The following is a 24,832-nucleotide window of genomic DNA, read 5'->3' on the forward strand; positions in this document are numbered from 1 at the left end:
ACGGACGTGCCGTTCTCAGCGGGTCCCGTCCTCCGGGGCGAAGGTCACGGGAAGCCGGGACGGACCTCGGAGGCCACCGGGGCGCCAGCCCAGTTCCGAGGGCGGCACGGCCAGGGTCAGGTCGGGGAGCCGGCGCAGGACCGTCCCGATGGCGATCTGGCCCTCCAGCCGGGCGAGCGGCGCGCCCAGGCAGTAGTGGATGCCGTGACCGAAGGCCAGGTGGCCGTTGTCGGGCCGGGTGACGTCGAGGCTGTCCGGGTCGGGGAACCTGTCCGGATCACGGTCGGCGATCGCGGAGGCGATGAGCACGGTCGCGCCGCGCGGGACGGTGACGCCCGCGATCTCGACGTCCTCGCGGGCGAACCGGGCGATGCCCGGGCTGACCGGGCCGTCGTAGCGGAGGAATTCCTCGACCGCGCCGGGCAGCAGTTCCGGCCGCTCCCGCAGCAGGGTGAGCTGGTCGGGGTGGGCGAGCAGTGCCGCGATACCGCTGCCGATGAGGTTGACCGTCGTGATGTACCCGGCCACCAGCAGCAGGAAGGTCGTGGCGATCAGCTCGTCGTGGTTCAGCCGCTGCTCCTGGTCGTGGGCGCTGATCAGCGCGCTGAGGAGATCGTCGCCCGGCCGGGCCCGTTTGGTCTCGAGGTGCTTCGTCACGTACGCCCGCATGTGCTGCCACGCTTCGTCGACGACGGCGGGATCGGTCATCTCCTCGCCCTGTACGAGAAGGGCGTCGGTCCACCGCTGGAAGTCGTGCCGGTCGTCCACCGGTACGCCGAGCAGTTCACCGATGACGGTGACCGGCAGGGGCAGCGCGAGGTCCGCCACGAGTTCGGCCCGTCCTTCGGGCACGACCGAGTCGAGCAGCCGGTCGGTGATGGCCTGCACGCGCGGCCGCAGGCCGTTGACCCGGCGTGCGGTGAACGCCTTCGACACCAGGCGGCGCAGCCGGGTGTGGTCGGGCGGGTCGGACCGCAGCATGTTGCTCATCATCGACTCCCGCTCGAACTCGGGCAGCTGCGCGATGAGGCGGGGGTCCGAGGCGTCACGGACATCGCTGCTGAGCCGGGGGTCGGACAGGGCGGCGAGCCCGTCCTCGTACCGTGTCACCAGCCAGGCTTCCACGCCGCCGGCGATGACCGCGCGCCGGACCGGGCCGTCCTCGCGCAGACGCCGGTAGAGCGGGAAGGGGTCCGCCAGGAAGGCCGGGTCGGAGTAGGGCAGAAGGACTGGCTGCTGGCTCATCATGCCTCCCGGGACGGGCACCGCCTCCGTGCACACGTCCGCCGCCCGTCGCGCACGCACCGTTGCTGGCATTTTCGGAGTTATACCCACATTCGCGAGTTTGGTACTGAAGTGTGGTGGAGCTGCGAAAATCGCGGGCCGTTCCGCCGTGATCCGGCCAGGATGTCCTCCTGTGAACGATCTTCTGTGCGGCCTCGCCGCGAATCCGGCGCTTCCCTCCGGGCTGGTCTGGCGCCTGATCGCGGTCGCGGACGCGGACATCGCCGAGGGCCTCACCCTGCGCACCGACCTCAGCCGTGATCAGGCGGTCGGCCTGGCCGCGCGGATCGGGGAGAGCGCTGTGCGGCTCGCGTACGGGGGCGTACTGACCGCCGCCGACGTCGACCCCGTCACACAGCCCGAGGCCGCCCTCGCCCTGCTCGACGAGGGTGCGGGCGACCCGCGGTGGGCCCGTCTGTTCGCCGGTGACGCGGATGCCGGGCGCAGGGAGAAGCTGGCGGGCTGCCCCGGGCTCCCGGCCGACGTGCAGGAGCGGCTCGCCGCGGACCCGGACGTACGAGTCGTCGCGGAACTCGCCCTGTGGACCACGGCGGAGCTGGCGAGCCGTCTTGCGCGCCATCCGCATGCCGAGGTCCGCAGCGCGGTGGCGGCCAACGAGGCGACGCCCCCGGAGGTGCTGGCGATGCTGGTCACCGGCGAGGGGCTGCCGCCGGCCGAGCGGTGCCTGGTCTGCGACAGCGTGGCGACGCCGTACACGCATGATCGGGAGTGTCCGCGGCTCGACTGCGACCTGCCGCCCGGCGCCGCGTGCGACGGCTCCCACCAGTCCACCCTGCACGAGACGGCGCAGCGGGCACTCGGAAATCCCGCCACGCCCGTCGGGGTGCTCATCCGGTTCGCCGACCACCCGTCGATGCTGCTGCGCTGCGGACTCGCCGCCCGCCCCGACCTGCCGCCGGAGGTGGCCGTGCGGCTCGCCGGTGATCCCGTTCCGGGCGTTCGGGCCGAACTCGCCGAGAACCCCGCGATCGACGAGGCCCTGATGCGTGGGCTGGCCGCCGACCACGGCCACGACGTCCGGCGCAGGCTCGCGCACAACCCCCGCGTGCCGCTCGACGTGCTCTCGGGTCTGGCCGCCGCCGTGAAGATCGGCCCGACGCTGCTGCCGCGGATCGCAACCGTCTCCCCGTCCGAGGTCGATGAGCTGTCCAGGTCGTCGCAGCCGGTCGTACGGATGCTGCTGGCCGAGCGCCGTGATCTTCCGGCGGGGATCCGGGACGCGCTCGCCGCCGACCCCGACGCGAAGGTGGTCAGGTCCATCGCACCGCATCCGGGCCTCTCGGAGGCCGCGCTGCGGGCCATGCTCGCACGTCATGGGGTCCAGGTCGCAGCAAGGGTGGCGGCGAACCCGGATGCGCCACCGGCACTGCTGGAGGAGCTGGCCGGGCTCGTACCACCGGTCCGGAAGGTACTGCGTGAGGTCGCCCGGCACCCCTGTGCGACGGGCCCGGCCCTGCTCGCGTGCCTGGCGGACGCGCGGATACGGCCGACGGCCGCCGGCCATCCGGCCATGCCCGCGCGAGTCATCGTCGAACTGCTCGGCGACGACGACCGGCGGGTGGTGGAAGCCGCTGCCGCCAACCCGTCGCTCCCGCCGGCGGTGATGGCGGACCTGGTGCCCGAGCCGGGCGGGGTCTAGCTCGTCCGTTCGTGCGGTACGCGGGTCGGAGGTCGGCGACGAGCAGCCGGTCCCCGGCGTCCGTGTTGTCGTGTACGCGGGTCAGAGGTCGGCGACGAGCAGCCGGTACCCGACATCCATGGTGCCGCGCGTGAGCAGCTCGGGGTGCCGCGCGTGCCAGCGGCCCGTGTCCAGGTCGTCCGCGAGCCTGGCCAGGCCGGGGGCGAGGGCGTCCTCGCCGGGTTGGGAGAGCAGGGAGATTCCCGCGCGTACCCGGGGGTCGAGGCAGGCGTCCGGGCGGCGCCAGTAGGCGGCCGCGAATCCGTCCACGCAGTCGTGGGGGATCAGGACGGGTTCCTGACGTGCTCCGCCGAGCAGGTCGGCCAGTCGGTCCGTGGGCATGGCACGGGTGTCGTCGAATGCGGCTGCCTCCGGGAGGTCGTCCCTGACGAGCCAGAACCGCTCGCGGAAGACGTGCTGGTCCCACGTCAGGATGACGACGCGGCGCCGGGCGACCCGGCGCAGTTCACCGATCCCGGCCGCCGGGTCGGTCCAGTGGTGGACGGTGAGCAGGGCCATCACGGCGTCGGCGGCGTCACGCAGGGGAAGGTGTTCCGCGACGGCAGCGCCTGCCGGCCGGCGGTGAGGCCGTCGGCGCACCCGACGAGGGCCGGGGACGCGATGCGTGCGAGTCGGGCACTCTCCGTACGGCGTCGAGCACATGGGGGAACCTTCCTCGGCAAGATCCCGTCTAGCAGGGCGGCATGCCACCACCGGCGGCCAAGTCCTTCCTCGCTCGGCCCGGTTGAGCGCCTCGGGCGGCTCCGTCGTGGTGGTCCATCGGAGATTGGAGACACCCCCCATGCGTCATTCCAGCGCCCACAGAACCGCGCCCCGGCGGATCGCCTCCGTGGCGATCGCCGCCGGCGCGGTGCTCGGGCTCGTCGGTACGTCCACCGGGGCGGCCGACGCGGCGACGCCGGCGCACCCCTCCCGTGCGGACCGTCCCGTCATCGGCGGCTCCGAGAAGCCCGTCGGCTCGTATCCGTTCATGGCGGCACTGCTGTCCAAGGGCCGCGGCAACCCGCACGACCGGCAGTTCTGCGGTGGCAGCCTGCTGGACTCGAACGTCGTCATGACGGCCGCGCACTGCGTCGTCGACGTGCAGCCCAAGGAACTCGAGACGGTCGTCGGCCGTACCGTGCTGTCCAAGAAGAACCAGGGCCAGCTGCGCAACGTCCTCGACGTCGTCGTGCACCCCCGCTACGCCAGGGGCCAGGAGGCGTACGACGTCGCGTTCCTGCTGCTGGACAAGCCCGTGACCGGCACCGCGCCGGTCAACCTGCCGACCGCCGGCACGGACGCGCTCATCCGCCCCGGCGCCAAGGCCACGGTCATCGGGTGGGGCAACACCGACACGGAGATCCCGGACTACCCCGACCGGCTGCGTGCCGTCGACGTCCCGATCGTGTCGCACATCGAGTGCAAGGCGTCGTACCCGGGCTACGACAAGAAGGTCAACGTCTGCGCGGGCGTCGAGGGCAAGGACTCCTGCCAGGGCGACAGCGGCGGACCGCTGTTCCGCAAGCTGCCGGGCCGCCGCGGCGTCTACCAGATCGGCATCGTGTCGTACGGCGACGGCTGCGCGGCCCAGGGGGCCCCGGGCGTGTACACGTACACCGGCTCGGCGAAGCTCTGGGACACGCTGGGCGAGTCCGCCAAGGGCAAGAAGCTGAAGCGACTGCTCGGCCGCTGATCCGGTGAGAGGACGCCCTGTTCTCCGGCGTCCCGGGCGGACGAGGCTTCCTCGCCCCCCGGCGTCCCCGGCGGACAGGGCCTCCTCGTCCCGGGTCCCCGGCTCCCGTGGCGTCCCCGGCGGACAGGGCCTCCTCGTCCCGGGGCCGGGCGGACAGGGCGTCCGCGGGGGCCGGCGGAGTGTGCCGGACGGCAAGGGGATCGGTCAAGCCACGAATTCTCCTGGCATGACCCGAGGGCCCGGGGTGGGCCCCAATGGATGCAAGGCACCCGCCCACCCCCACTCACCAGGATGTGTATGACCATGGCTCTTCGTCCCGCCTACCAGCGCCTCGCCCTCATCGCCGCTTCCACCACGGTGGTCACCGGAGGCGTGCTGCTTCCCACCACGGCCTTCGCGGCCCCGCCGGCCCCGCCGGTCGCCGCCGCGGCCCAGACCGACGGCGGGGACGAGGACAGCGCCGACTCCACGGCACAGGCCGACAGCACCGAAGCGGACAGCGCCGACTCCACGGCACAGTGGATGCCGACCACCGACGAGGACAGCGGCATCTCGGCCGAGCTGCCCGGGCAGGCGGAGACCGCGGCGCTCGACGGGCACGACGGCCGCGCGTACGACGTGGAGACCGACTACGGAACCATCGGTTTCGCGGTCATCGACGAGGACGACGCCGATCTCCAGGGCCTCCTCGAGGAAACCGTGGACGGCTACAACCAGTCCGCGGAGTCCCCCGAGGAGGCGCTCAGCAGCGGGAACGTCCAGGCGAGTGTCACGGACGACGGCACTCCCCGCCTCGACGCGGACCTGACCTCCGATGACGGCACCTACGGCCACGTCACCTACGTGGTCGTCGGGGACCACGTGCTCGAGTTCAGCGTGCTGGGCACGGACGACCAGGTGGACGCCATGCAGGCCGATTTCGATCACCTCGTGCAGAGCATCCAGGTGGCGGACGACGACTCGGAGTCCGACGACAGCTGAGCCTCTGGCCACAGCCGAGCCCCTGGCCACGGAACCTCGATGGGCCCTTTCCGGAGGGCCCACGAGCCGTGTCCGGGGCCGTGGTAGCTTCGCCGTGGCAGCGCACAGGTGCTAGCCCCGGACGAGATGTGCGCCGTACCCGGCCTGCCAAGACGACGCACTCGAAGGAGACGTCATGGACGCGGGCACGCACCTGATCGACTTCACCGCGGCGCCTCCCCGGCCCCGTGCGCTGGACGTCCGGTGGATCCACGGCTCGCCGTCGGCCAAGCACAACACCGATCCGGACATCCAGGTGTACCGGTACGACGAGCACACCTTCATCCTGCGGCAGAACAAGGCGGTCAACTACGAGGCGCCCTTCCTGTTCCTGATGTTCGGGAACGCCCAGGCGGTGCTGATCGACACCGGCGCCACCGCGTCCGCCGAGTTCTTCCCGCTGCGCCGGGTGGTCGACGAACTCGTCACCGGCTGGCTCGCCCGCCACCCCCGCGACGCGTACCGCCTGCTGGTGCTCCACACCCACGCGCACGGCGACCACGTGGCAGGGGACGGCCAGTTCACCGACCGCCCCCACACCACCGTGGTCGGCGCCGATCTGGCCACCGCCTGGAAGTACTTCGGTTTCGACGCGGATCCGGACACGGTGGCGCGTGTCGACCTGGGCGGCCGCGTGCTGGAGTGCCTGGCCACCCCGGGGCACCACGAGACGGCGGTCACGTTCTACGACCCCTGGACCGGCTTCCTGCTCACCGGTGACACCGTGTATCCCGGCCGGCTCTACGTCCAGGACTGGCGCGCCTTCGCCCGGACGATCGACCGTCTGATCGACTTCTCCGACCGCCGACCGGTCACCCACGTGCTCGGCTGTCACATCGAGATGACCAGGGAGCCCGGGGTGGACTACCCGATCCGCACGACCTACCAGCCCGACGAACCTCCGCTGGAGATGGCCACCGGCCATCTGCACGAGATCCAGGCGGCGATCAAGGAGGCCGGCGACCGGCCCGGCCGAAGCTCGCACTCCTTCTTCATCCTCTGGCCGAACGAATGAACCGCCTCTGACGCCAGCCCCCCGCCCCGGTCGCCGGCCGTCACAGATTCGCCGGCCGTCACAGATTCGCCGGCCACCCTGTCTCGCCGGTGTGGGCTTGACGCACCGGGTCCGGCGGGGCGTCCGCCGGTGTCCGTCGAAGCGAATCGGCGTCCCGCGAGCCGGGCCGGGGCGGGGCGGGGCGGGCGGAGGGTCATCCGCCGGACATGGCCTCGCGCATCGCCTTCGCGGTGCCGGCCGGGTCGTAGTTCTCGGGGACGCCCGGGACCAGGATGATGTCGCCGTCGATGTGCCGCGAGCGCAGCGGGGCGATCTCCTGGTACGCGGGCGAGTCCCACCAGGTCCGTGCGTCGGTCATGGAGGGGAACGCGATCACGACGACGTGCCCGGGCCAGCGGCCCTCCTTCACCTCGTGCTGCGTGCCGTGGACGAGGAAGCGGCCGCCGTACGGCTCGAAGGTGGCGGTGATGCGCTCGATGTAGTCGGCGATCTCAGGGTGGGAGTGGCCTCCTGCAAGTGCGCTATGGCGTAGGCGGTCATGGTGTCCTTCCGGTCGATCGGGCTCCGTACTCCGATGATCGTGGCACGGCTGCGCGTCGGCGGCGATTACCCGCCAAGTCATGGTCGCCGGCCGGGACATGCGGAGCCGGAGCCCGCTGCACGGCACCGCCCTCAAGGCCTTTGCGCCGCTCGGCGTGAACTCGAGTTTCAGACATGCGTCTCGGGCGGGAAGCCGGTCCAGCGCAGTTCGGCGGGCAGGTGGCGCATGTCGTTGGACACGAGGACGGAGGCCGGCCGGCCGGGTGCGTACCGGATGACCGTCAGGGCCGCGTTGGCGTGATTGAGGCCCAGCCACCGCCACTTCGGCGCGTACATGGCATCTCGGACCAGCCAGGCGACCAGGAAGTTGTGCGTGACGACCAGCTCGTGCCGGTCCTCCTCACCGTCCACCGGCCCGGTGAACAGCTCCAGCGCACGCTGGGCCAGTACGGCCCCTTCCCGCCCCTCTTCCTCCGTGGTGGCGGAGAGGAAGCGGAGGAAGAAGTCCGCTGATTCCTCCGGGAGTTCCTCCCTCGCCGGCACGTGGGGGACGTAGTCCCCGGCCACGTCCGAGACCTGGAGGGGCACGTCCTTCAGCTGCTCCCCGATCAGGCGTGCGGTCTGCTCCGCCCGGGCCAGCGGGCCGTGGTGCACGACCGTGAGGGGGACGCCGCGGAGGCGTTCACCGAGCAACGTGGCCTGTGTGCGGCCGGTCTCCGTCAGTCCGCTCTCGTCCGGCAGTGCCTCGCCGTGCCGGACGAGATAGAGGTAGCGGGTGGCTGAGCCGGTCATGGGGAACTCCTCCGCGTCCTTCGATGATCTTGTGCATCCATGGACGCCGGCTCCCCCGGCGCCGGTTCCCCGGGGTCGCGGGCCGGTCAGGCGACCCAGGCGCCGGTGAGAGCCTGGACCGCGGAACCGTCGGCGTCGGCCAGCTTGGTGCCGACGAAGCCGCGGGCCCAGTCGGTGGTCTGGATCCGGAAGGCGGGCCGGTCGGCGTCGAGGGCCTCCATGACCGCCTCCGCCGCTCCGCCCGGGGTCTGGGCACTGCCGTCCAGGAACTGCTCGACGGTGCGGTCGATGTAGCGGCGCAGGGCGCCGGAGTACGGGCCCGCGTCGATGCCCGCCTCGAGGTCGAAGCCGATGTTGTTCACGAACTCGGTGGCGACGGCGCCGGGTTCCACGACGGACACGCTCACGCCCAGGGTCCGCGCGACCGGGGCCAGGCTCTCCATGTAGCCCTCGACGGCGAACTTGGCTGCGCAGTAGGCCTCGTTGAACGGCTGGCCGATGACACCGCCGACGCTGGTGACGGTGATCAGGCGGCCTCCGGAGGCGCGCAGGTGCGCCATGGCGGCCTTGGAGACGTTGAGCACGCCGAAGAAGTTGACCTCCATCACCTTGCGGATGTCGTCCATGGCGTCGTTCTCGAGGGTGCCCAGGTGGCCGGCGCCCGCGTTGTTGACGACGGCGTCCAGGCGGCCGTAGTCGGCGATCACCCCTTCGACTGCGGTGGTGACGGAGGCTTCGTCGGTCACGTCGAGCCGGCGGATGTCGAGGTCCACGCCCGCTTCGGCGGCGGCCTTGCGCAGCGCGTCGGCCCGGGAGGTGTCACGGAGGGTGGCGACGGTGCGCCAGCCGGCCCGGGCGGCGGCGACGGCTGCGGCGAGGCCGATGCCGGAGGAGGTGCCGGTGATGAGGACGGTGCGGGGGCTGGTGGACATGGCGGAGCCTTTCGGGTTCACGGACACGGCTTTTATGTGCGTGCACACACAACATAGCTTTGTGTGTGTGCACACGCAACCCGCCTATACTCGTGTCCATGCCGAAGAAGCTCCCCCAGGCCGAGATGCCCGCCGCCGACTACGCCTTCTACGGGCTGGTGTGGGCGGGCACGGTGATGACCGAGCGCGTCGACCGGGCCCTGGTCAAGGCACACGACCTCCCGGTCTCCTGGTTCGAGGTCATGCTCTGGCTGGCGTCCAGCCCCGAGCCCGTGCCCGCCTCCGTCCTCGGCAACAGCACCATGCTCAGTCGCAGCCAGGTCTCCCGGGTCGTGGACGCCCTCCAGGCACGGGGCCTGGTGGCGCGCACGCCCTCGGCGCGTGACGCGCGGTCGGTCGAGGTGTCGCTCACCGCCGAGGGCCGTCGGCTCTTCGAGGAGGCGGACGCCACTCGCCGTGAGGTCCTGGCGCCGGTCTTCACCGATCTCCTCGACGAACAGGACCTGGCGGCACTCGGCACGGTGTGGCGCAAGCTCAAGGCCGAGAAGGAGAAGCTGGCGCAGGAGCCGGCCACCGGGCCACGCCGGTCGTCGCGGTAGGCCGCCGGTGGGCCGGCCCCCGGCGCCGTCGCCCCGGCGGGCCGGACCGGGCGCCCTGGTGCACCCGGTCCGGCGCCCTGCCCGCTCAGCCCTGCTCGCGCAGGCCCCACGGTGAGCCGTACTCGGTGAGCAGATCGAGGAACGGGCGGGGCGGGAGCGCCTCGGGACCCAGGACGCCCGTGCCCTGCCAGACGCCGGTGGCCAGGAGTTCCAGGGCCACGACCGGGTTGACGGCGGTCTGCCAGACCACGGCCTGGGAGCCGTACTCGCTCATGGACCACTGGTTGTCGACGACGTGGTAGAGGTACACCTCGCGCGGAGCACCGTCCTTCGTGCCCTTCACCCAGGTGCCCGCGCAGGTCTTGCCGGTCATCCGCTCGCCCAGGCCGGCCGGGTCGGGCAGGCAGGCGGCGACGACGTCCCGCGGCGACACGCTCACGGGACCGTCCGCACCGGGGACGGTGACCTTCGCGGTGGCGTCCAGGCCCAGCTCGTGCAGGGTCTTCAGCTTGGCGATGAAGTCGTCGCCCAGGCCGTACTTGAACGTCACCCGGCGGGCGTCCACCCAGCGCGGGATCAGCAGCACCTCCTCGTGCTCCACGTTCACGCACTCGACCGGGCCGATGCCCTCGGGGAAGTCGAAGACCTCCGGCTCGCTGAACGGCGCGGTGGTGAACCAGCCGCGGTCCTTCTCGTAGACCACAGGAGGGTTCAGGCACTCCTCGATGGTGGTCCAGATGCTGAAGGAGGGGGCGAAGTCGTAGCCCTCCACCGTGAGGTTCGCCCCGTCGCGCACGCCGATCTCCTCGATCTCGTCGAACAGCTCGTCGGCGGCGTACCGGGCGAAGACGTCGGACAGACCGGGTTCCACGCCCATGCCGACCAGGGCCAGCCGGCCCGCGGCCGCCCAGCGGTCGGCCAGCTCGAACTGGCCGTCGCCGAGCTTGACGCCGCACTCCTCGTAGGGGCGCTCGGCGTGCGGCGCGGACAGCGACATCGCCATGTCCATGTAGTGCGCGCCGGCCGCGAGGGCCGCGCGGTACAGGGGCATCACGAACCGCGGATCGGTCGCGTTCAGCAGGACGTCGCAGCGCTCCTCCGTGAGCAGCCGGCGTACGGCGTCCTCGTCGGAGGCGTCGAGGCGCCGGGCACTGAACCGGTCCCCGTGCTCCTTCAGCGCCGCCACGGCGGCCTCGGCCCGGGTCAGGTCGTAGTCGGCCACGACCATGTGGGCCAGGAACCCGCGGCGGGCCGCGATCCGGGTGACGGCGGTCCCCACACCGCCCGCGCCGACGAGAAGTACTCGCATGTCACAGACCTCTTTCTGGAAGCACGCGCAGGTGCGCACGCAAGGACGCACACAGGGCCGGGGCCCTGCGGGATGCCCCTGATGCAACGGGACGGGCCCCGGTAGAGTCAACGGCGTTGGCATAAGAGTCGCCGTAACGGCGGTAGGGCGGAGTGGTGCGCATGGCCAAGCAGGTGGTGCCCGAGTCGGCGCGGCGCAGGCGCCGGCCGACGCAGCAGGGCACGGTGCTGTCCGAGCGGCTGATCGTGCACACCGCGCTGCGGGTGCTGCGGGAGCACGGCAGTACCGGCCTCACCGCGCGCCGGCTGGGCACCGCCCTCGGCGCGGATCCCAGCACGCTCTACCGGTACTTCGCGGGCATGGACGACCTGACCCGGGCCATCGGCGAGGAGCTGATGGGACAGGCGCTGGACAGCTGGTCGGCGACGGGAGAGTGGCGGGCCGACCTGCGGGCCCTCGGGCTCGCGATCCACTCCTCGTATCTCGCGCATCCGCAGGCCGCCGCCCTGACCGCGAGCCGGGTCACCGGTCGTCCCCGCGAGATCGCGGTCGACGAGACGATCCTCGGCATCCTGCGCACCGCCGGCTTCCCGGACGCCGCCGCGGTCCGCCTGTACCACGCCTTCATCGACCTGAGCCTGGCCTTCGCCGCCCTCGACGCCGGGGCGCTGGCGCTGACCGAGGAGGCCCGGGCGACGGACGAGGAGATGTGGACCTCCACGTACGCCCGGCTCCCCGCCGAGTCCTACCCCCACATCGCCGCGACCGCCCGTCTGCTGGCCGCCCGGATGCCCCACAGCGCCTATCCGGTCGTCCTGGACACCTTGCTGGACGACGCCGCCGCGCGACTGGCCTCAGCGCGCCGGGGCTGAGTCCTGGCCGCGCGGGGTCAGCCGGAAGTCGAAGCCGAGCGTTCCCGGGTCGAGGGCCGTGGCCCCGCCGTCGGCCGTGAGCACCGCGCCGTTGACGTACGACGCCGCGGGCGACAGCAGCCAGCCGATCACCTCCGCGATCTCGCGGGGCTCTCCCGGCCGGCCCAGGGGCAGCGCCCGGGTCGCCTCCGCGTACGCGGCGTCCACGCCCCCGTCCTCCCCCAGGTCCGCCTCCTGCGCGAAGCGGGTCATGCGCCGGTCGGCCATCTCGGTCCGCACCCACCCGGGACACACGATGTTGGCCCGCACCCCCTGAGGCCCGTAGTCGACGGCGACGGAACGGCACAGCTGGAGCAGGGCGGCCTTGGACGTGGCGTACGGGGCGTTGCCGGTGCCGTTGCGCAGGGCGGAGACCGAGGCCACGGCGACCACCGAGCCCCTGGACTCCAGCAGGTGCGGTATCGCCGCCCGCAGCAGCAGGAGCGGGCCGGTGACGTTGGTGCGCATCACCTCGTCCCAGTCCTGCAGCGACATGTCCCCCACCGCGCCCCCGCGTCCGATGCCCGCGTTCAGCACCAGCCCGTCGATCCGGCCGTGGGCGGCCAGTGCCGCCCGGACCAGTCCCTCGGCCGCGGCGGGATCCCCCACGTCGGACGGGTGGGCGAGCGCGCCGGTCTCCCGCTCCAGACGCCGCAGTGGTTCGGCCCGCCGGCCGGAGACGACCACCTCGTGCCCGCCCTCGCGCAGCAGCCGGGCCGTGGCCTCCCCGATGCCCGTCCCTCCGCCGGTCACGACGACAACCCTCTTGTCCGCCACTGCAGTCAGTCCCTTCAGCGAGATCATCCAGCGCAGCCGAGACTAGAACGCGCGGACGGGCTGCTGACGACTTCCGGCCAGCGCCCGCCGCGAGGTCCGGGCGCGGCTCAGTCCGCCTCCCCGGACCGGGGCGCTCGGGCCCAGCCCAGGGACCGTTCCACGGCTCGCTGCCAGTTCTCGTACTCCGACGCGCGGCGCTCGGGGTCCATGGCGGGCAGCCACTGGCCGGCGCGGTGCCAGTTGCGGCGCAGGACCTCGAGATCGGACCAGTAGCCGGCGGCGAGGCCTGCGGCGTAGGCGGCTCCGAGGGAGACCGTCTCGATGACCATGGGCCGGACCACGGGGACGTCGAGCACGTCGGCCACGAACTGCATGAGCAGGTTGTCGGCCGTCATCCCGCCGTCCACCTTGAGCTGTTTCAGGGCGACGGAGGAGTCGGCGTTCATGGCGTCGACGACCTCGCGCGTCTGCCACCCGGTGGCCTCGAGGACGGCACGGGCCAGGTGCCCCTTGGTGATGTACGAGGTCAGGCCGACGATGACCCCGCGCGCGTCGCTGCGCCAGCGCGGTGCGAACAGGCCGGAGAAGGCGGGAACGATGTAGCAGCCCCCGTTGTCCTCGACCGTCCGGGCCAGCGTCTCGATCTCGGGTGCGCTGCTGATCAGCCCGAGGCGGTCGCGGAACCACTGGACCAGCGAGCCGGTGACCGCTATCGATCCCTCCAGGGCGTAGACCGGTTCCTGGTCCCCGATCTTGTAGGCCACGGTCGTGAGGAGTCCGTGGCGGGAGCGTACGAGTTCGGTTCCGGTGTTGAGCAGCAGGAAGCTGCCGGTTCCGTACGTGCACTTCGCCTCGCCCGGTGAGAAGCAGGTCTGGCCGAAGAGGGCGGCCTGCTGGTCGCCGAGGGCCGCGGTGATGCGGACGCCGGGGAGGACGGCGCGGGCCTCGCCGTACGGTTCCGCGGAGGGCCTGATCTCGGGGAGGACCGGGCGGGGCACGCCGAACAGGGCCAGCAGTTCGTCGTCCCAGGTGAGGGTGCGGATGTTCATCAGCATGGTGCGGCTGGCGTTGGTGGGGTCGGTGAGGTGCAGGCCCCCGTCCGGGCCCCCGGTGAGGTTCCAGATGAGCCAGCTCTCCATCGTCCCGAACAGCACCTCGCCGTCCTGGGCGCGCTGCTTCAGTCCTTTGACGTTGTCGAGCATCCAGCGGAGCTTGAGCGCCGAGAAGTAGGTCGAGGGCCCCAGGCTGCAGCGCTCCAGGAAGAACTCCTCGCCGGGCCGGCGTCTGAGTTCGTCGACGAGCGGGGCGGTCCGCGTGTCCTGCCAGACGATGGCCCGGGTGACGGGTGCGCCCGTCCGCCGGTCCCAGAGGACGGTCGTCTCCCGCTGGTTGGCGATGCCCACGGCGGCGATCCGGTCGGCGTCGACGCCGGCGACGGACAGGGCCTCGGGCACCACGCGCTGGAGGTTGTGCCATATCTCGGCGGCGTCGTGCTCGACCCAGCCCGGCCGCGGGAAGTGCTGCTCGTGCTCGTGCTGGGCCACCGAGACCAGGCGCCCCCGGTGGTCGAACAGAATGCATCGGGTGGAATTGGTGCCCTGGTCGATGGACATTACGTACCGTTCCACCATGATCGTTCTGCCTTCCCCGGGGTGCGGGAGCGCGGGCCGGGCCTACCAGCGGCCGGCGCCCAGTTCTCTGGAGACCGCCCGCGCGGCCTCGCGGAGCAGGGTGATCAGACTCGGCCGCGGGTGCCCCTGGCTGTCACAGATCCGCTCCACCGGTCCGGACAGGCCGATGGCGCCGACGACCAGGCCGCCGTGCCCTCGGATCGGCGCGGCGACCCCCGCCTCCCCCATGCTCATCTCCTGGATCTCGGCGGCCCAGCCGAGGTCCCGGACCTCGGCGAGCGCCCGGTCGAGCTGCTCCACGGTGGCCAGGGTGTGCCGGGTGTAGGCCTCCAGTTCCGGTCCCGTGGCGGGCTCCAGGGCGGCGGTTCCGTAGGCGAGCAGCACCTTGCCGAGCGAGGAGGCGTGCAGGGGCAGCAGTGCGCCGACGTCGAGGGTCTGGAGCGTGTCGTCCGGCCGGAAGACGTGGTGGATGACGAGGACCCTGCCCTCCAGCGGGGTGCCCAGGCGGACGGCCTCCCCGCTGCGGGCGGCCAGGGCGTCGGCCCAGTTGATCGAGCGGGAGCGCAGCTCGTTGACGTCCAGGTAGCTCGTGCCGAGGTGCAGGAGGGCGGCGCCGAGCTGGTATTTCCCGGTCGCGGTGTCCCGCTCCACGAAGTCCACGTGCTGGAGCGTGCGCAGGATGCCGTAGGCGGTCCCCTTCGCCAGTCCGAGCGAGGCCGCCACCTCGCCGAGCCCGAGTCGTCGGGGGCCGGCGGCGAGCAGGCGCAGGATCGCCGCCGCCCGTTCGATCGACTGGACCGGGCCGGCCATGAGGCGAGCCTATTACCGCCCCGAAGTGTTCGCCGTTCGTGCAGGTGACGGCTGTTGTTTCGGCGCCCATCTGCGGCGTTCGGTAATGCCGACCATCGTTCATTGACCGCGCCGACCGCACTCCATAGCGTGCATAAGGCCGGCATCGTGCCCGGCCCAGGCGCCCCCGGCGGGGCGGTGATCATCCCAGGAGACAACATGGCGGTACAGCTCAACACGCTGGTTCGGGAGGCATGCGAACACGTTTGTCCGCTGCCGCCCGTCGCCGGGGCCGTCTCGGCCGTTCGCCGACGCGTGCGCGGAGTCCTCTCCGACTGGAACGTGTCCCCCGACATCGTGGAGGACGCGCTACTGGTGGTGACGGAGCTGGTCACGAACGCGCTGCTGCATGCTCTGCCACCGGCCGTGCTGCGGCTGTCGTGGGTACGGCACGACGGGACGGGCACCCTGCGCATCGAGGTCACCGACATGGGGCCCGCGTTTCCGGCGGGCGAGTCGCGCCTGGGGCTGGACCCCGAGGAGTGCGGGCGCGGCGAGGAGATCGTGCGCGCGCTGGCGGCCCGTCACGGGGTTCGCGTCCATGCCGGTGCGGTCAGCCGCTGGGCCGATCTCGTGGCGGCGTGAGGCGCCGTACCCGCTATTCGACGGCCGGGTCCTCCTGTGCGCAGTGCAGGGCCCGCCTCACCGCACGCTCCACGTCCTGCCGGCTCGACCCGGTGGCCTCCGCGTACTCGGTGACGGCGGCCCGCAGGGCGCCCGCCGCCTCGCACCAGCGGCGCTCCTGGGCGTCGTACTGATCGCCGGTCAGACCCGCGAGACGGGCGCGTGCCTCCTCGGCGGCCCGCTCCAGCTCGATCAGCCCATCGGGGATGTCTGCCACATACACGATCATAAGCCGCGGGTGTGGCCGCCGACCTGTCGGTGCTCCCGCCGTTCGGGTGGGCCCCGCCGGGCGGCGACGGGCTCAGGGGTGCCGGGGCTCAGAGGCGCCGTCTCAGGGCCGCGCGGCGATGTACAGGCTCTGCGTGCTGCGGCCCAGGGGACCCTTCTCGTCGTACAGGGCGGATTCCGCGAGGCCGATGCCGGCGCCGTCCACCGTGGTCCGGGCGTCCAGGCAGACCCATTCCCCTTCGGGGTGGCGGTGCAGGCCGACGGTGAGGTCGGCGTTGATGAAGACGTAGCGGTGGAAGTCCAGCTCGGCGCTGACGCCGTTGCCCGAATCGGCCGCCGTGAGGACCCGGCTGAGCGGCGTGATCTCCTCGCCCGCGACCAAGGGCACCCGCATGCGCATCCACGCCGTGGCCGGGCCCGGCTCGAGGAAGGAACCGGCGGCGAACCGCAGGTCCATGGCGGTGTGGTAGCCCTGCTCCCACGGAACCGGGAAGAAGGACTTCGCGGGCACGGCCTCGGGGCCGGGCAGCTGCCGCGCCTGCGACACCTGCGGGACCGAGTCCGGGGCGGTCTTCATCAGCAGCGCCGTCACCCGCATCGCTTCCTTGCCGCCGTCGGGGACCAGGGAGGCCTCCACCAGTTCGACACTGCGCCCGGCGCGCAGGACGCGCGTGGACACGGTCAGCGGCCGTATCGGGACCGGGCGCATGATCTCGTACGTGAGCCGGACGGTCCGCATGTCCGGCCGGGCGTCCGGCCGCTGCTCGACGGCCAGGCCGAGCAGCGCGGCCGGCGGGCCGGCGTGCTGGGAGTCCGCGTCCCAGGGGCCCCGGGTGTAGGCCGTGGGGAGGAACCGGTCGGGGGCCTCCCGCTGGTAGAAGGCTTCGGCTTCCGGCACCGGCATGGCTGTCCTCCTGTTGACGCGGACGCTTCACCCTCATGTTACTAAGCGCTTGCTCATTCGGGGAGGGTGTACGAGGAAGCCCCGGCCGGACCTTCAGGGTGCCGGAAGGAGCACCCCCGGATTGAGGACGCCGGCCGGGTCCAGAGCGGCCTTGGCCGCCGCCAGCGCGGCGGCGAAGGGCTCGGGACGCTGACGGTCGTACCAGGGGCGGTGATCGCGCCCCACGGCGTGATGGTGCGTGATGGTGCCGCCGGACGCCTCGATCGCCTCGGACACCGCGGCCTTGATGTGGTCCCACTGGGCCACGGTGCTGCCCCAGCGGCCGGGCGCGTACACACCGAAGTACGGTGCCGGCCCGTCCGGGTAGACGTGGGTGAACCGGCATGTGATCACACCGGTCCCGGTGACCTCGCTCATGGCCTGACGCGCGGCCTCCGTGACGGCCCGGTGGAGCGCTTCGAACTTGTCCCAGGTGCACGCCGTCTCGAACGTCTCGGCGATCACCGCGTGGCGGGCCAGCACGTCGCGCTGGTAGGGCATGCGCAGGAACGACGAGCGCCAGGTCTCCGCGGCCCGCGCGGCCCCGGACTCCGTGCCGGAGGTCCCGCCCGGCTCCCCCGTGGCGTCGGCGGACGGTTCCCCGCCGTGGTCGCGGCAGAGTTCCACGGCGCGTGCCAGGCTGTGGTGCACCGGGTGGTCGGCGGACTCGAATGCGAGGACGAGCACGCCCCCGCCCACGCTCACGCCCGCGTTCAGCAGCGACTCGGCCGCGTCCAGGAGGCGGCAGTTCGCCGGGTTCAGCCCGCTCTGGGCGATGGCACGGGTGGCGGCCACCGCGGCCGCGTAGTCCGCGAACCGCACCGACGCCCCGGCGCGCCGCCGGGGGCGCTCCTGCAGGCGCATCCACGCCTCGGTGATGACGCCGAGTGTTCCCTCGCTGCCCAGGAAGAGCCGGTCCGGTGACGGCCCCGCGCCGGAGCCGGGCAGCCGCCGCGAGGCGCTGACGCCGCTCGGTGTGACCACGCGCATCGACTCCACCAGGTCGTCGATGTGCGTGTACAGGGTGGCGTAGTGGCCGCCGGCACGCGTGGCGAGCCAGCCGCCGAGCGTGGAGAACTCGAACGACTGCGGGAAATGACGCAAGGTCAGCCCGTGCGGCCTCAGCCGGCTCTCCAGGTGCGGCCCGAACACGCCGGCCTGTACGCGCGCGGCCCGGCTCGTCCGGTCGATCTCCAGGACCCGGTCCATGCGTCCCATGTCCAGGGTGACCGCGCCGGGGCGGCCGTCACAGCGCGGTTCGACACCACCGACCACCGAGCTGCCGCCGCCGTACGGGACCACGGCGATGCCCTCGCGGGTGCACCAGTCCAGGAGGTCGGTCACCTCGCGCTCGTCGCGGGGCCGGGCGACGAGGTCCGGCACATGACGCAGGTCGCCCTGCAGGTTGCGTACGACGTCCCGGTACGCCTTGCCGTGCGCGTGGGCGGCGCGGTCGGCCGGTTCAGCGGAGCACAGTCCGGCGAGCGAGGCCGGTGCGGTCACCCGGGGCTCGGGCAGCCCCAGCGAGGCGATGTCCGGCGGCCGGTGATCGGTCAGCTCGCCCGGCATCAACGCCCGCACGCGCCCCAGCAGTTCATTCAGTTCGGCGCCGCGCACCGCGTCCTCGTCATTGCCCCATCCCCACCACGACCGCGCCATGACTCTCCGCCCTCGCGAATTGACCTTCGGGTAAATTACCTTCGGGTCATATCGTGGGCTACAGTGAACCCATGGGCAAGGCCGGTACCAAGGGCGTCTCCCGCACCGACCGGGAGCGGCAGATCGTCGACGTGGCCGTGGAGGAGTTCGGGCGGCACGGGTACGCGAGTGTGTCCGTCGCCGCGGTCGCGCGGCGCGCGGGCATCTCCAAGCCTCTGGTCTACAGCTACTTCGACTCCAAGGACGGCCTGTTCCTCGCCTGCGTCCACCGGGTCGGCGCGCTGCTGGCCGACGCCGTGGCCGGTGCCGGGTCGCGCCGCGGATCGACCGGTCACGCACTGGACACCCTCTCCGCGATCTTCACCGCGGTCGAGCACTGCCGGCACGCCTGGTCGGTCCTCTACGACCCCGCCCTGCCGCCGTCCGGTGAGGTGCGCGACGCCGTGAGCCTGTACCGCGGGCGGCTCGCCGCCATGGGCGCGGCGGGCGCCGCGGGGCTCCTGACCCGTGCCGGGCACGACGATCCCCTCGACCACGAACTCCTCAACGGCGTCTGGCAGTACGCCGTGACGGCCGTCATGCGCTGGTGGTCCGAGCACCCGGAGCAGAGCGCGGCCGCGATGACGGCCCGCTGTGCCCGCCTCCTCACCGCGCTGGGCACCGGCTGACCCACCCGTCCCGCCTGGCACGCCCGAAGCCTCGGCCACAGGAGTCGGCTGGCCGGATCACCCGGGAGTGTGGCTGGAATTGACATCTGACGGGCCGTCGAACACGGCGATACTCGGCCTGGGCAATTCGCCCCCCACTCGCGTCTTCGGAGGCCACCGATGTCTCAGACCAGCGTTCACACCACCGCAGTCCTCGAAGCCTGGCTGTCCGGTGCGGAGAGTGCGTACGGCCAGCTCAACCCGGCCGGTCCGCTGTACGTCGGCGGTGCCGCCGCGGAGGCCGCGCTCACCGACCCGAGCGACTCCCTGTACGGCTTCTGTTCCAGCCCGAGCGGCTCGCGCGGCAGCTGGTGCTGCTGACCGCTCACTTCCTGAACCGTGCCGCTGATCGTCCGCGGCCCGGCCAGGCCCCGCGGGGAACCGCGCGGCACGCCCGACAGGTCCGCCCCGCACGCCGGACGCGGAACCGGCAGGGCGTGCCCGCGCTGTTCCCCGCGTCTTTTCCGGGCGTGCCCGAGCGGGCGCGCCGTACCGAGGCAGGGAGGGTGAAGGGTGAGCGGGTCGGCGCCGGACGGTGACGAGCAGGTGGAGTGGTTCTCCGAGCCCCTACGCGGCATCGCGAGCCCGTGGCGGGAGGACCTGGCCCGGCGTCTCGCGGCCGTGCGCGCGCTGGACCGGCCGGAGCGGGACGTGCTGCTGGAGGCCGGGCACACCGCGCTGCTCAGGTCGCTGCACGCCAAGCTCTCCCGGCTGTTCCTGCTGGAACTCCACGCCCTGCGCCTGGCGCGGGGCGCCGGCGCTGCGGCCGAACCGGCAGGACCCGAAGGGGACACGCGCACCTGGGCCGCGTTCATCGAGCAGGCCTGCGAGGAGGGCTACCTCGACAAGCTCGCGGACCGCTATCCGACCCTCGGCCGGCGGATCGCCGCGGTGGCCCGCATGTCCGTGGCGGCCACGGCCGGTCTCGCGGAGCGACTCGCCGCCGACCGGCACCTGCTGGCACCGCTGCTCGGTGCGCCCGCCGGCCGGATCCGCGCCGTGACGTTCGGGGCGGGGGACAGCCACGGCGGCGGACTGACCGTCAGCCGGCTCGACCTCGCCGGCGGGACCGTCATGTACAAGCCACGTCCGTCCGAGGCGGACGTCGCCCTCGGCGCGCTGCTGGACGAGCTGTTCGCGGACTTCCCCGGTGCCCCGGCACCGCAGGAACGGATCCGGGTGCCCCGCACCCTGGCCCGCGAAGGCTACGGCTGGGCCGAGTTCGTCCACCACCGCTACTGCTCGGACGGCTCGGAACTCGCCGCCTTCTACCGCAACATGGGCCACTGGCTGGCCGTCCTCCGCTTCGCCGGAGGCACCGACATGCACGCGGAGAACATGATCGCGTCCGGCCCGGTGCCGGTCGTCGTGGACGCCGAGACGCTCTTCGACGCACCCGCCCCCTTCCCGCCCAGTGGCCGGGGGGACGCGGTGGACGTGGCGGCAGCGGCCATCCGCCGTACGGTCCTGCGCACTGGTCTGCTGCCCGTGCGCGGCACCGGATTCGCGCTCGGCGGCGTCGACATCTCCGGTGTGGGCGCGCTCCCCGGCCAGCAGCCGCTGATCCCGAACCCGGTGATCGCGGGCGGCGGCACCGCAGCGGCCCGGTTCGAGGTGGACCTGGTGGCGATGCCGACCGCCGGCAACCACCCCAGCCCCACCCCGGTGCTCAGCGCGTACTGGGACCGGATCCTGGCCGGCTTCCGCGAGATGACCGCGCACCTGCGCCGGCCCGGCACGGACCCCGCGCAGCTGCTGCGCCGTTTCGAAGGGGCCCGCGCCCGGCGGATCCTGCGGCCGACCCAGGCGTACGTCGACATCGGCCGCATGCTCTGGCACCCGGCGTCGCTGCACGACGAGGCCGCGGCCGTGGAGCGGGCCCGGGACATCCTGCGGCGCAACGCGGACGTGCTGCCGGGGGCGCCGACGGACCGCGAGACCATCGACGGCGAGATCGCCGACCTGCTGGCGGGTGACGTGCCGATGTTCGGCTTCACCGTCGACACGGAGGCCGTGCGCAGGACGGTCGAGGACTGGCGCACCGCCGACTTCGCGCTGGAGGAGTCGGTGATCCAGGACGCCCTGGTGGGCGCCTACCTCAACGAACGTTCCCTGCCCGCCCGGGTGCAGGCCGCGGCGGACCGGCCGCACGCCCGGGACCGCGAGCGGCGCCGGCGGCGGCTGGCCGCACAGCTGGTGGGCCGGCTGTGCGCGGGGGCGGTGCGCGGAACGGACGGCACGGCCACGTGGATCAGCCCCGTCTTCACCCCGGCCGGCTGGTCCATCAGGGTCCTGCCCGCCGACCTGTACACCGGGCAGGGCGGGGTGGCCCTGGTGCTCGCGGAGTACGTGCGCGAGGTCCGGGCCGGCCGGGCGGACGAGGTGCCGGGCGTCGCGGAGACCTTCGACGGCGCGCTGCGCGTGCTGACCGGTACCGAGGAGCAGACACCCACACCGTCGGCAGGGGCGTTCAGCGGGGCCGCGTCGCAGGTGTGGACGTGGCTGGCGCTGCACCGGGTGCTCGGGGAGCAGTGGCCGCTCGCCCGGGCCGCCGAGCGGGCCGCGCTGCTCGAAGGCCCGCTCGTGGACGACGACATCGAAGTGGACCTCCTCAACGGGGCGGCCGGTGGCATCGTCCCGCTGCTCGGCCTGGCCGAGGCGACCGGACAGGACCGCTGGCTCGCCGCCGCCGCGCACATCGGCCGCCGGCTGGAACGGCTGGCCACCGTCGACGCACAGGGAGCCCGCTGGACGACCCGGCTCAACCCCGAGGGCATCGGCGGCTTCGCACACGGCGCCACCGGCATCGGCTGGGCACTGGCCCGGCTCGCGCTCAGCGCGGCGGGGACCGCGGCCGAGCGAGACGCCTGGCAGCATCTCGCCGGGCGGGCCTTCGCCTTCCAGGAGTCCCTGTGGCAGCCCGGCCAGGGCAACTGGCTCGACGTCCGCATCGGCGCCGAGGAGGACTTCTTCACCAGCTGGTGCCACGGCAGTACCGGGGTGGGCCTCGGCATGCTGGATCTCCATCGCCGCGCGGGCGATCCCGCCCACCTCGACATGGCCCACCGGGCCGCCCGCGCCTGCGCCGCCGAGGGGTTCGGCTGGAGCCACACGCTGTGCCACGGTGACCTCGGCCTCTGGCAGTTCCTCACCACCCTGGGCTTCGGCGACCGGGACGATCTCGACGGGGAGATCCTCACCGGGCTGGAACAGCGCGGCCCTGTCGGCGGCCTGGCCCGCGAGGCCTTCTCCCCCAGCCTGATGTCCGGGCTCGCGGGCGTCGTCCACACCCTGCTGGGCATGCACCGGTCGGCTTCCCTGCCCGATCCGCTGCTGCTGGGCTGACCGCAGCCCGGACTCCGCCGGGTTCCGGTCGGGGCGCCCCCGTCCCACCGGCCATCGGGGTCGGGACGCCCCCCAGGATCTGCCCCGGCCACCCGGGGCGCGCATCGAGCCAGGACGTGCCTGGATCGCGGCGTGCCTCGGGTCGGGGCGTGCCTCGGGTCGAGGCGTCCCTCGGGTCGGGGGCCTCCCTTGGACCGGGGGCCTCCCTTGGACCGGGGGCCTCCCTAGGACCGGGGGCCTCCCTCGGACCGGGGGCCTCCCTCGGATCGGGGGCCTCCCTCGGATCGGGGCGTGCCCCGGATCGGGGCGCCTCGAATCGGGGGGCGCCCCCGCTCTTCGTCGGCCTTCGCCGGCCTTCGCTTCGCGCGCTGTCCTCAGCCGTCGTTCGGCATGACCTTCCGTACCTTGCCCTTGGGATCCGCCTCCAGGTATCCGGTCTCGCTGTAGGCGTTGCTGAGGTACACGGACATGCCCGCGGGGTCGCCGAAGACCGGGTCCGGCGTGTTCAGCACCAGGTACCGGGTGGTCACGTGGTCGACGTTGAGCTTCTTCTCGGCCTCGCTCAGCAGCGCCGGTACCGCGTTCCAGTCGAACCCGTCCAGGCTGACGGGTGATTCGGTGCTCGGCAGCTTCCCGCTGATGATGCCCTTCTCCACGCCCTGGCCGACGCGGTAGGTGTACGTGTCGTACTTGGTGTCGCTGCCGTCGACCATCATCTCGGCGATGGCGTACTGCGGATACACCGTGAGGCTGCCGAAACGGTCCCGGCCGGACTCCTTCTTCAGGGCCGCCACGGCGGTACGGACCCCGGCCGGGGTGAGCAGGTCTCCCTTGCCCGTCCCGCCCTTGTCGGCCTCCCCGGTGTCCGTCTCCCCGGTGTCCGTCTGCTCCTTGCCCGCGGGTGCGGCGGAGTGAGCCGTCGCGTCGTGCGACGGTGAACGGCTGGAGGTGCCGGCGGACTTCGGGCGCCCGGAGGAGCTGGAGACCTCCGCGTCGCCTTCGGGCCACAGCGTCCCTATGAGCGCGCCGGCGAGAGCCACCCCGGCGATGGGCAGGCCCACCAGCACCCGGCGCCGGCGCGGACCGGGCCGCACGGGCACGGGCGCGGTCATGGCCGGGGGACGCGCGTCCTCGGGCCCCGCCGGCATGGTGTGCGCGGGACGGGCGTCGTACGGTCCCGTGGGCATCGCGGGCGGCGGACCGAAGCCCGGAGCCGTCGCGCCGAGGGCCGGCCCCGGTGCGGCGGAGCCGGGAGCCGGTGCGGCGGGCGGGGGCTGGAGCGGGTAGGAGGTGGGGGTGGTCCCGGCCGCCTGGGCCGCCGTGTCGAGCATCCGCTCGAGTTCCGTCGCACCGGGTCGTGCCGCGGGGTCACGGACGAGGAGCCGCTGCAGCACGTCGGTCAGTGCGCCCGCCCGGACCGGTGGCGGGATCTCTTCGCTCAGAACGGCGGCGAGCGTCGCCAGGGTCGTGCCCCGGCGCAGCGGGTGACGGCCCTCCACGGCGGCGTAGAGCATCATGCCGAGCGACCACAGGTCCGAGGCAGGGCCGCCGTCCTGACCCGAGACCCGTTCCGGAGCCATGTAATCGGCGGTGCCGATGATCGACCCGGTGGCGGTGAGGGCGGTCGACTCGCGGATCGCCGCGATGCCGAAGTCCGTGAGCACCGGACGTCCGTCCGGGCGCAGCAGTACGTTGGCCGGTTTCACGTCACGGTGCTGGATGCCGACCTCGTGCGCCGCACGCAGCGCGGCCAGCACCTCCCGGCCGATCAGCGCGGCTTCCGGCGGATCCATGGGCCCACGGGCGAGCCGGTCGGCCAGGGAGCCCCCGGTGACGAGTTCCATGACGAGCCAGGGGTAGGTGCCGGGGCCGCCGTCCACGATGTGGTGGATGGTCACCACGTTGGGGTGGTCCACCCGGGCCAGGGCGCGGGCCTCCCGCAGGACGCGCTCGCGGAGCATCCGCGCGGCTTCCGGGTCGTACTCGGCGAGGTCCGGATCGGGCGGCCGGACCTCCTTGACGGCCACGTTCCGGTGCAACACCAGATCCCGGGCCAGCCACACCATGCCCATACCGCCACCGCCGAGCCGTTTCTCCAGCTCGAACCGCCCGTCGACAACTCGTCTGCCGCTGTTGTCGCTGCCCGCTTCGCTCATGCGGGGGAGCTTAGTTGCCCCTGCCGACAGCGAGCGCACGGCCTGGGCGCCGGACGGCCCCGGAAGTCGAGGCCCCTTCCGCACGCGAGTCGGGGGACGTGCGCGCGTCGATCGGA

Annotated in this window: 22 protein-coding genes, 1 pseudogene and 1 riboswitch; of the genes and pseudogenes, 10 read left to right on the plus strand and 13 right to left on the minus strand. The window is 72.8% G+C overall.

Going from position 1 to position 24,832, the window contains the following annotated elements; translation table 11 throughout:
- Positions 1–15 precede the first annotated feature (15 nt).
- Positions 16–1,245 (minus strand): cytochrome P450 family protein, encoded by a 1,230-nt coding sequence (locus JK359_RS10510; protein WP_201834266.1) that lies wholly within the window; start codon positions 1,243–1,245, stop codon positions 16–18.
- A 172-nt stretch (positions 1,246–1,417) separates the two neighbouring features.
- Between JK359_RS10510 and JK359_RS10515 the strand changes: the two genes are divergently transcribed.
- The gene (locus JK359_RS10515; protein ID WP_201834268.1) at positions 1,418–2,944 is read left to right on the plus strand and encodes a hypothetical protein; all 1,527 of its coding nucleotides are present in this window, start codon (positions 1,418–1,420) and stop codon (positions 2,942–2,944) included.
- Between the two features lie 81 nt (positions 2,945–3,025).
- Here JK359_RS10515 and JK359_RS10520 read toward each other — a convergent pair whose 3' ends face one another.
- Complete coding sequence (locus JK359_RS10520) at positions 3,026–3,583, minus strand: methyltransferase domain-containing protein (protein WP_201834270.1); 558 nt, start codon at positions 3,581–3,583, stop codon at positions 3,026–3,028.
- Between the two features lie 202 nt (positions 3,584–3,785).
- Between JK359_RS10520 and JK359_RS10525 the strand changes: the two genes are divergently transcribed.
- The 3 genes from JK359_RS10525 (at position 3,786) to JK359_RS10535 (ending at position 6,714) form a co-directional block, all read left to right on the plus strand.
- Entirely contained in the window at positions 3,786–4,679 is an 894-nt protein-coding gene (locus JK359_RS10525; RefSeq protein ID WP_201834272.1) for a S1 family peptidase, read from the plus strand.
- Between the two features lie 303 nt (positions 4,680–4,982).
- Positions 4,983–5,660 carry a hypothetical protein gene (locus JK359_RS10530; RefSeq protein ID WP_201834274.1) on the plus strand — a complete coding sequence of 226 codons (678 nt, stop codon included), beginning with the start codon at positions 4,983–4,985 and terminating at the stop codon, positions 5,658–5,660.
- 94 nt (positions 5,661–5,754) lie between these two features.
- Positions 5,755–5,822: riboswitch (guanidine-III (ykkC-III) riboswitch) on the plus strand.
- 13 nt (positions 5,823–5,835) lie between these two features.
- The gene (locus JK359_RS10535) at positions 5,836–6,714 is read left to right on the plus strand and encodes an MBL fold metallo-hydrolase (RefSeq protein WP_201834276.1); all 879 of its coding nucleotides are present in this window, start codon (positions 5,836–5,838) and stop codon (positions 6,712–6,714) included.
- 193 nt (positions 6,715–6,907) lie between these two features.
- Here the strand turns inward: JK359_RS10535 and JK359_RS10540 are convergent.
- From JK359_RS10540 to JK359_RS10550, 3 genes and pseudogenes are all read right to left on the minus strand, one after another.
- A pseudogene (locus JK359_RS10540) lies at positions 6,908–7,254 on the minus strand (DUF1330 domain-containing protein).
- Positions 7,255–7,422: 168 nt separating this feature from the next.
- Positions 7,423–8,046, minus strand: a complete 624-nt coding sequence (locus tag JK359_RS10545) for a histidine phosphatase family protein (RefSeq protein WP_201834277.1) — start codon at positions 8,044–8,046, stop codon at positions 7,423–7,425.
- Positions 8,047–8,132: 86 nt separating this feature from the next.
- On the minus strand, positions 8,133–9,005 hold the full coding sequence (locus JK359_RS10550) for an SDR family NAD(P)-dependent oxidoreductase (RefSeq protein WP_504739951.1): 873 nt from the start codon (positions 9,003–9,005) through the stop codon (positions 8,133–8,135).
- Positions 9,006–9,076: 71 nt separating this feature from the next.
- On the opposite strand from JK359_RS10550, the gene JK359_RS10555 reads away from it, so the two are divergent.
- Complete coding sequence (locus JK359_RS10555; RefSeq protein WP_236677607.1) at positions 9,077–9,577, plus strand: MarR family winged helix-turn-helix transcriptional regulator; 501 nt, start codon at positions 9,077–9,079, stop codon at positions 9,575–9,577.
- A gap of 85 nt (positions 9,578–9,662) precedes the next feature.
- On the opposite strand, the gene JK359_RS10560 is transcribed toward JK359_RS10555, so the two are convergent.
- A complete protein-coding gene (locus JK359_RS10560) occupies positions 9,663–10,886 on the minus strand; it encodes a saccharopine dehydrogenase family protein (protein WP_201834281.1) in 1,224 nt (407 codons plus the stop codon).
- A gap of 161 nt (positions 10,887–11,047) precedes the next feature.
- On the opposite strand from JK359_RS10560, the gene JK359_RS10565 reads away from it, so the two are divergent.
- Complete coding sequence (locus tag JK359_RS10565; protein WP_201834283.1) at positions 11,048–11,758, plus strand: TetR/AcrR family transcriptional regulator; 711 nt, start codon at positions 11,048–11,050, stop codon at positions 11,756–11,758.
- Here the strand turns inward: JK359_RS10565 and JK359_RS10570 are convergent.
- The 3 genes from JK359_RS10570 to JK359_RS10580 form a co-directional block, all read right to left on the minus strand.
- Positions 11,741–12,574: an SDR family NAD(P)-dependent oxidoreductase gene (locus JK359_RS10570; RefSeq protein WP_201834717.1), complete on the minus strand. Its 834-nt coding sequence runs from the start codon at positions 12,572–12,574 to the stop codon at positions 11,741–11,743. The genes JK359_RS10565 and JK359_RS10570 overlap by 18 nt on opposite strands.
- Before the next feature lie 107 nt (positions 12,575–12,681).
- A complete protein-coding gene (glpK, locus tag JK359_RS10575; protein WP_201834286.1) occupies positions 12,682–14,205 on the minus strand; it encodes a glycerol kinase GlpK in 1,524 nt (507 codons plus the stop codon).
- Positions 14,206–14,247: 42 nt separating this feature from the next.
- On the minus strand, positions 14,248–15,015 hold the full coding sequence (locus JK359_RS10580; protein ID WP_201834288.1) for an IclR family transcriptional regulator: 768 nt from the start codon (positions 15,013–15,015) through the stop codon (positions 14,248–14,250).
- A 198-nt stretch (positions 15,016–15,213) separates the two neighbouring features.
- Here JK359_RS10580 and JK359_RS10585 point away from each other — a divergent pair, with 198 nt between their 5' ends.
- Complete coding sequence (locus JK359_RS10585) at positions 15,214–15,639, plus strand: ATP-binding protein (RefSeq protein WP_201834290.1); 426 nt, start codon at positions 15,214–15,216, stop codon at positions 15,637–15,639.
- Positions 15,640–15,652: 13 nt separating this feature from the next.
- On the opposite strand, the gene JK359_RS10590 is transcribed toward JK359_RS10585, so the two are convergent.
- The 3 genes from JK359_RS10590 to JK359_RS10600 form a co-directional block, all read right to left on the minus strand.
- Entirely contained in the window at positions 15,653–15,895 is a 243-nt protein-coding gene (locus tag JK359_RS10590; RefSeq protein WP_201834292.1) for a hypothetical protein, read from the minus strand.
- A 114-nt stretch (positions 15,896–16,009) separates the two neighbouring features.
- The gene (locus tag JK359_RS10595; protein ID WP_372445394.1) at positions 16,010–16,804 is read right to left on the minus strand and encodes a thioesterase family protein; all 795 of its coding nucleotides are present in this window, start codon (positions 16,802–16,804) and stop codon (positions 16,010–16,012) included.
- Positions 16,805–16,903: 99 nt separating this feature from the next.
- The gene (locus JK359_RS10600; protein WP_201834295.1) at positions 16,904–18,508 is read right to left on the minus strand and encodes an FAD-binding oxidoreductase; all 1,605 of its coding nucleotides are present in this window, start codon (positions 18,506–18,508) and stop codon (positions 16,904–16,906) included.
- 71 nt (positions 18,509–18,579) lie between these two features.
- On the opposite strand from JK359_RS10600, the gene JK359_RS10605 reads away from it, so the two are divergent.
- The 3 genes from JK359_RS10605 (at position 18,580) to JK359_RS10615 (ending at position 22,560) form a co-directional block, all read left to right on the plus strand.
- Positions 18,580–19,176: a TetR/AcrR family transcriptional regulator gene (locus JK359_RS10605; RefSeq protein WP_201834297.1), complete on the plus strand. Its 597-nt coding sequence runs from the start codon at positions 18,580–18,582 to the stop codon at positions 19,174–19,176.
- Between the two features lie 159 nt (positions 19,177–19,335).
- On the plus strand, positions 19,336–19,536 hold the full coding sequence (locus JK359_RS10610; RefSeq protein ID WP_201834299.1) for a DUF6229 family protein: 201 nt from the start codon (positions 19,336–19,338) through the stop codon (positions 19,534–19,536).
- A 192-nt stretch (positions 19,537–19,728) separates the two neighbouring features.
- On the plus strand, positions 19,729–22,560 hold the full coding sequence (locus JK359_RS10615) for a type 2 lanthipeptide synthetase LanM family protein (RefSeq protein ID WP_201834301.1): 2,832 nt from the start codon (positions 19,729–19,731) through the stop codon (positions 22,558–22,560).
- Between the two features lie 374 nt (positions 22,561–22,934).
- Here the strand turns inward: JK359_RS10615 and JK359_RS10620 are convergent, their stop codons facing one another.
- A complete protein-coding gene (locus JK359_RS10620; RefSeq protein ID WP_201834302.1) occupies positions 22,935–24,716 on the minus strand; it encodes a serine/threonine-protein kinase in 1,782 nt (593 codons plus the stop codon).
- Positions 24,717–24,832 lie beyond the last annotated feature (116 nt).

Source organism: Streptomyces actinomycinicus (assembly GCF_016741775.1).
GTDB classification, from domain to species: domain Bacteria; phylum Actinomycetota; class Actinomycetes; order Streptomycetales; family Streptomycetaceae; genus Streptomyces; species Streptomyces actinomycinicus.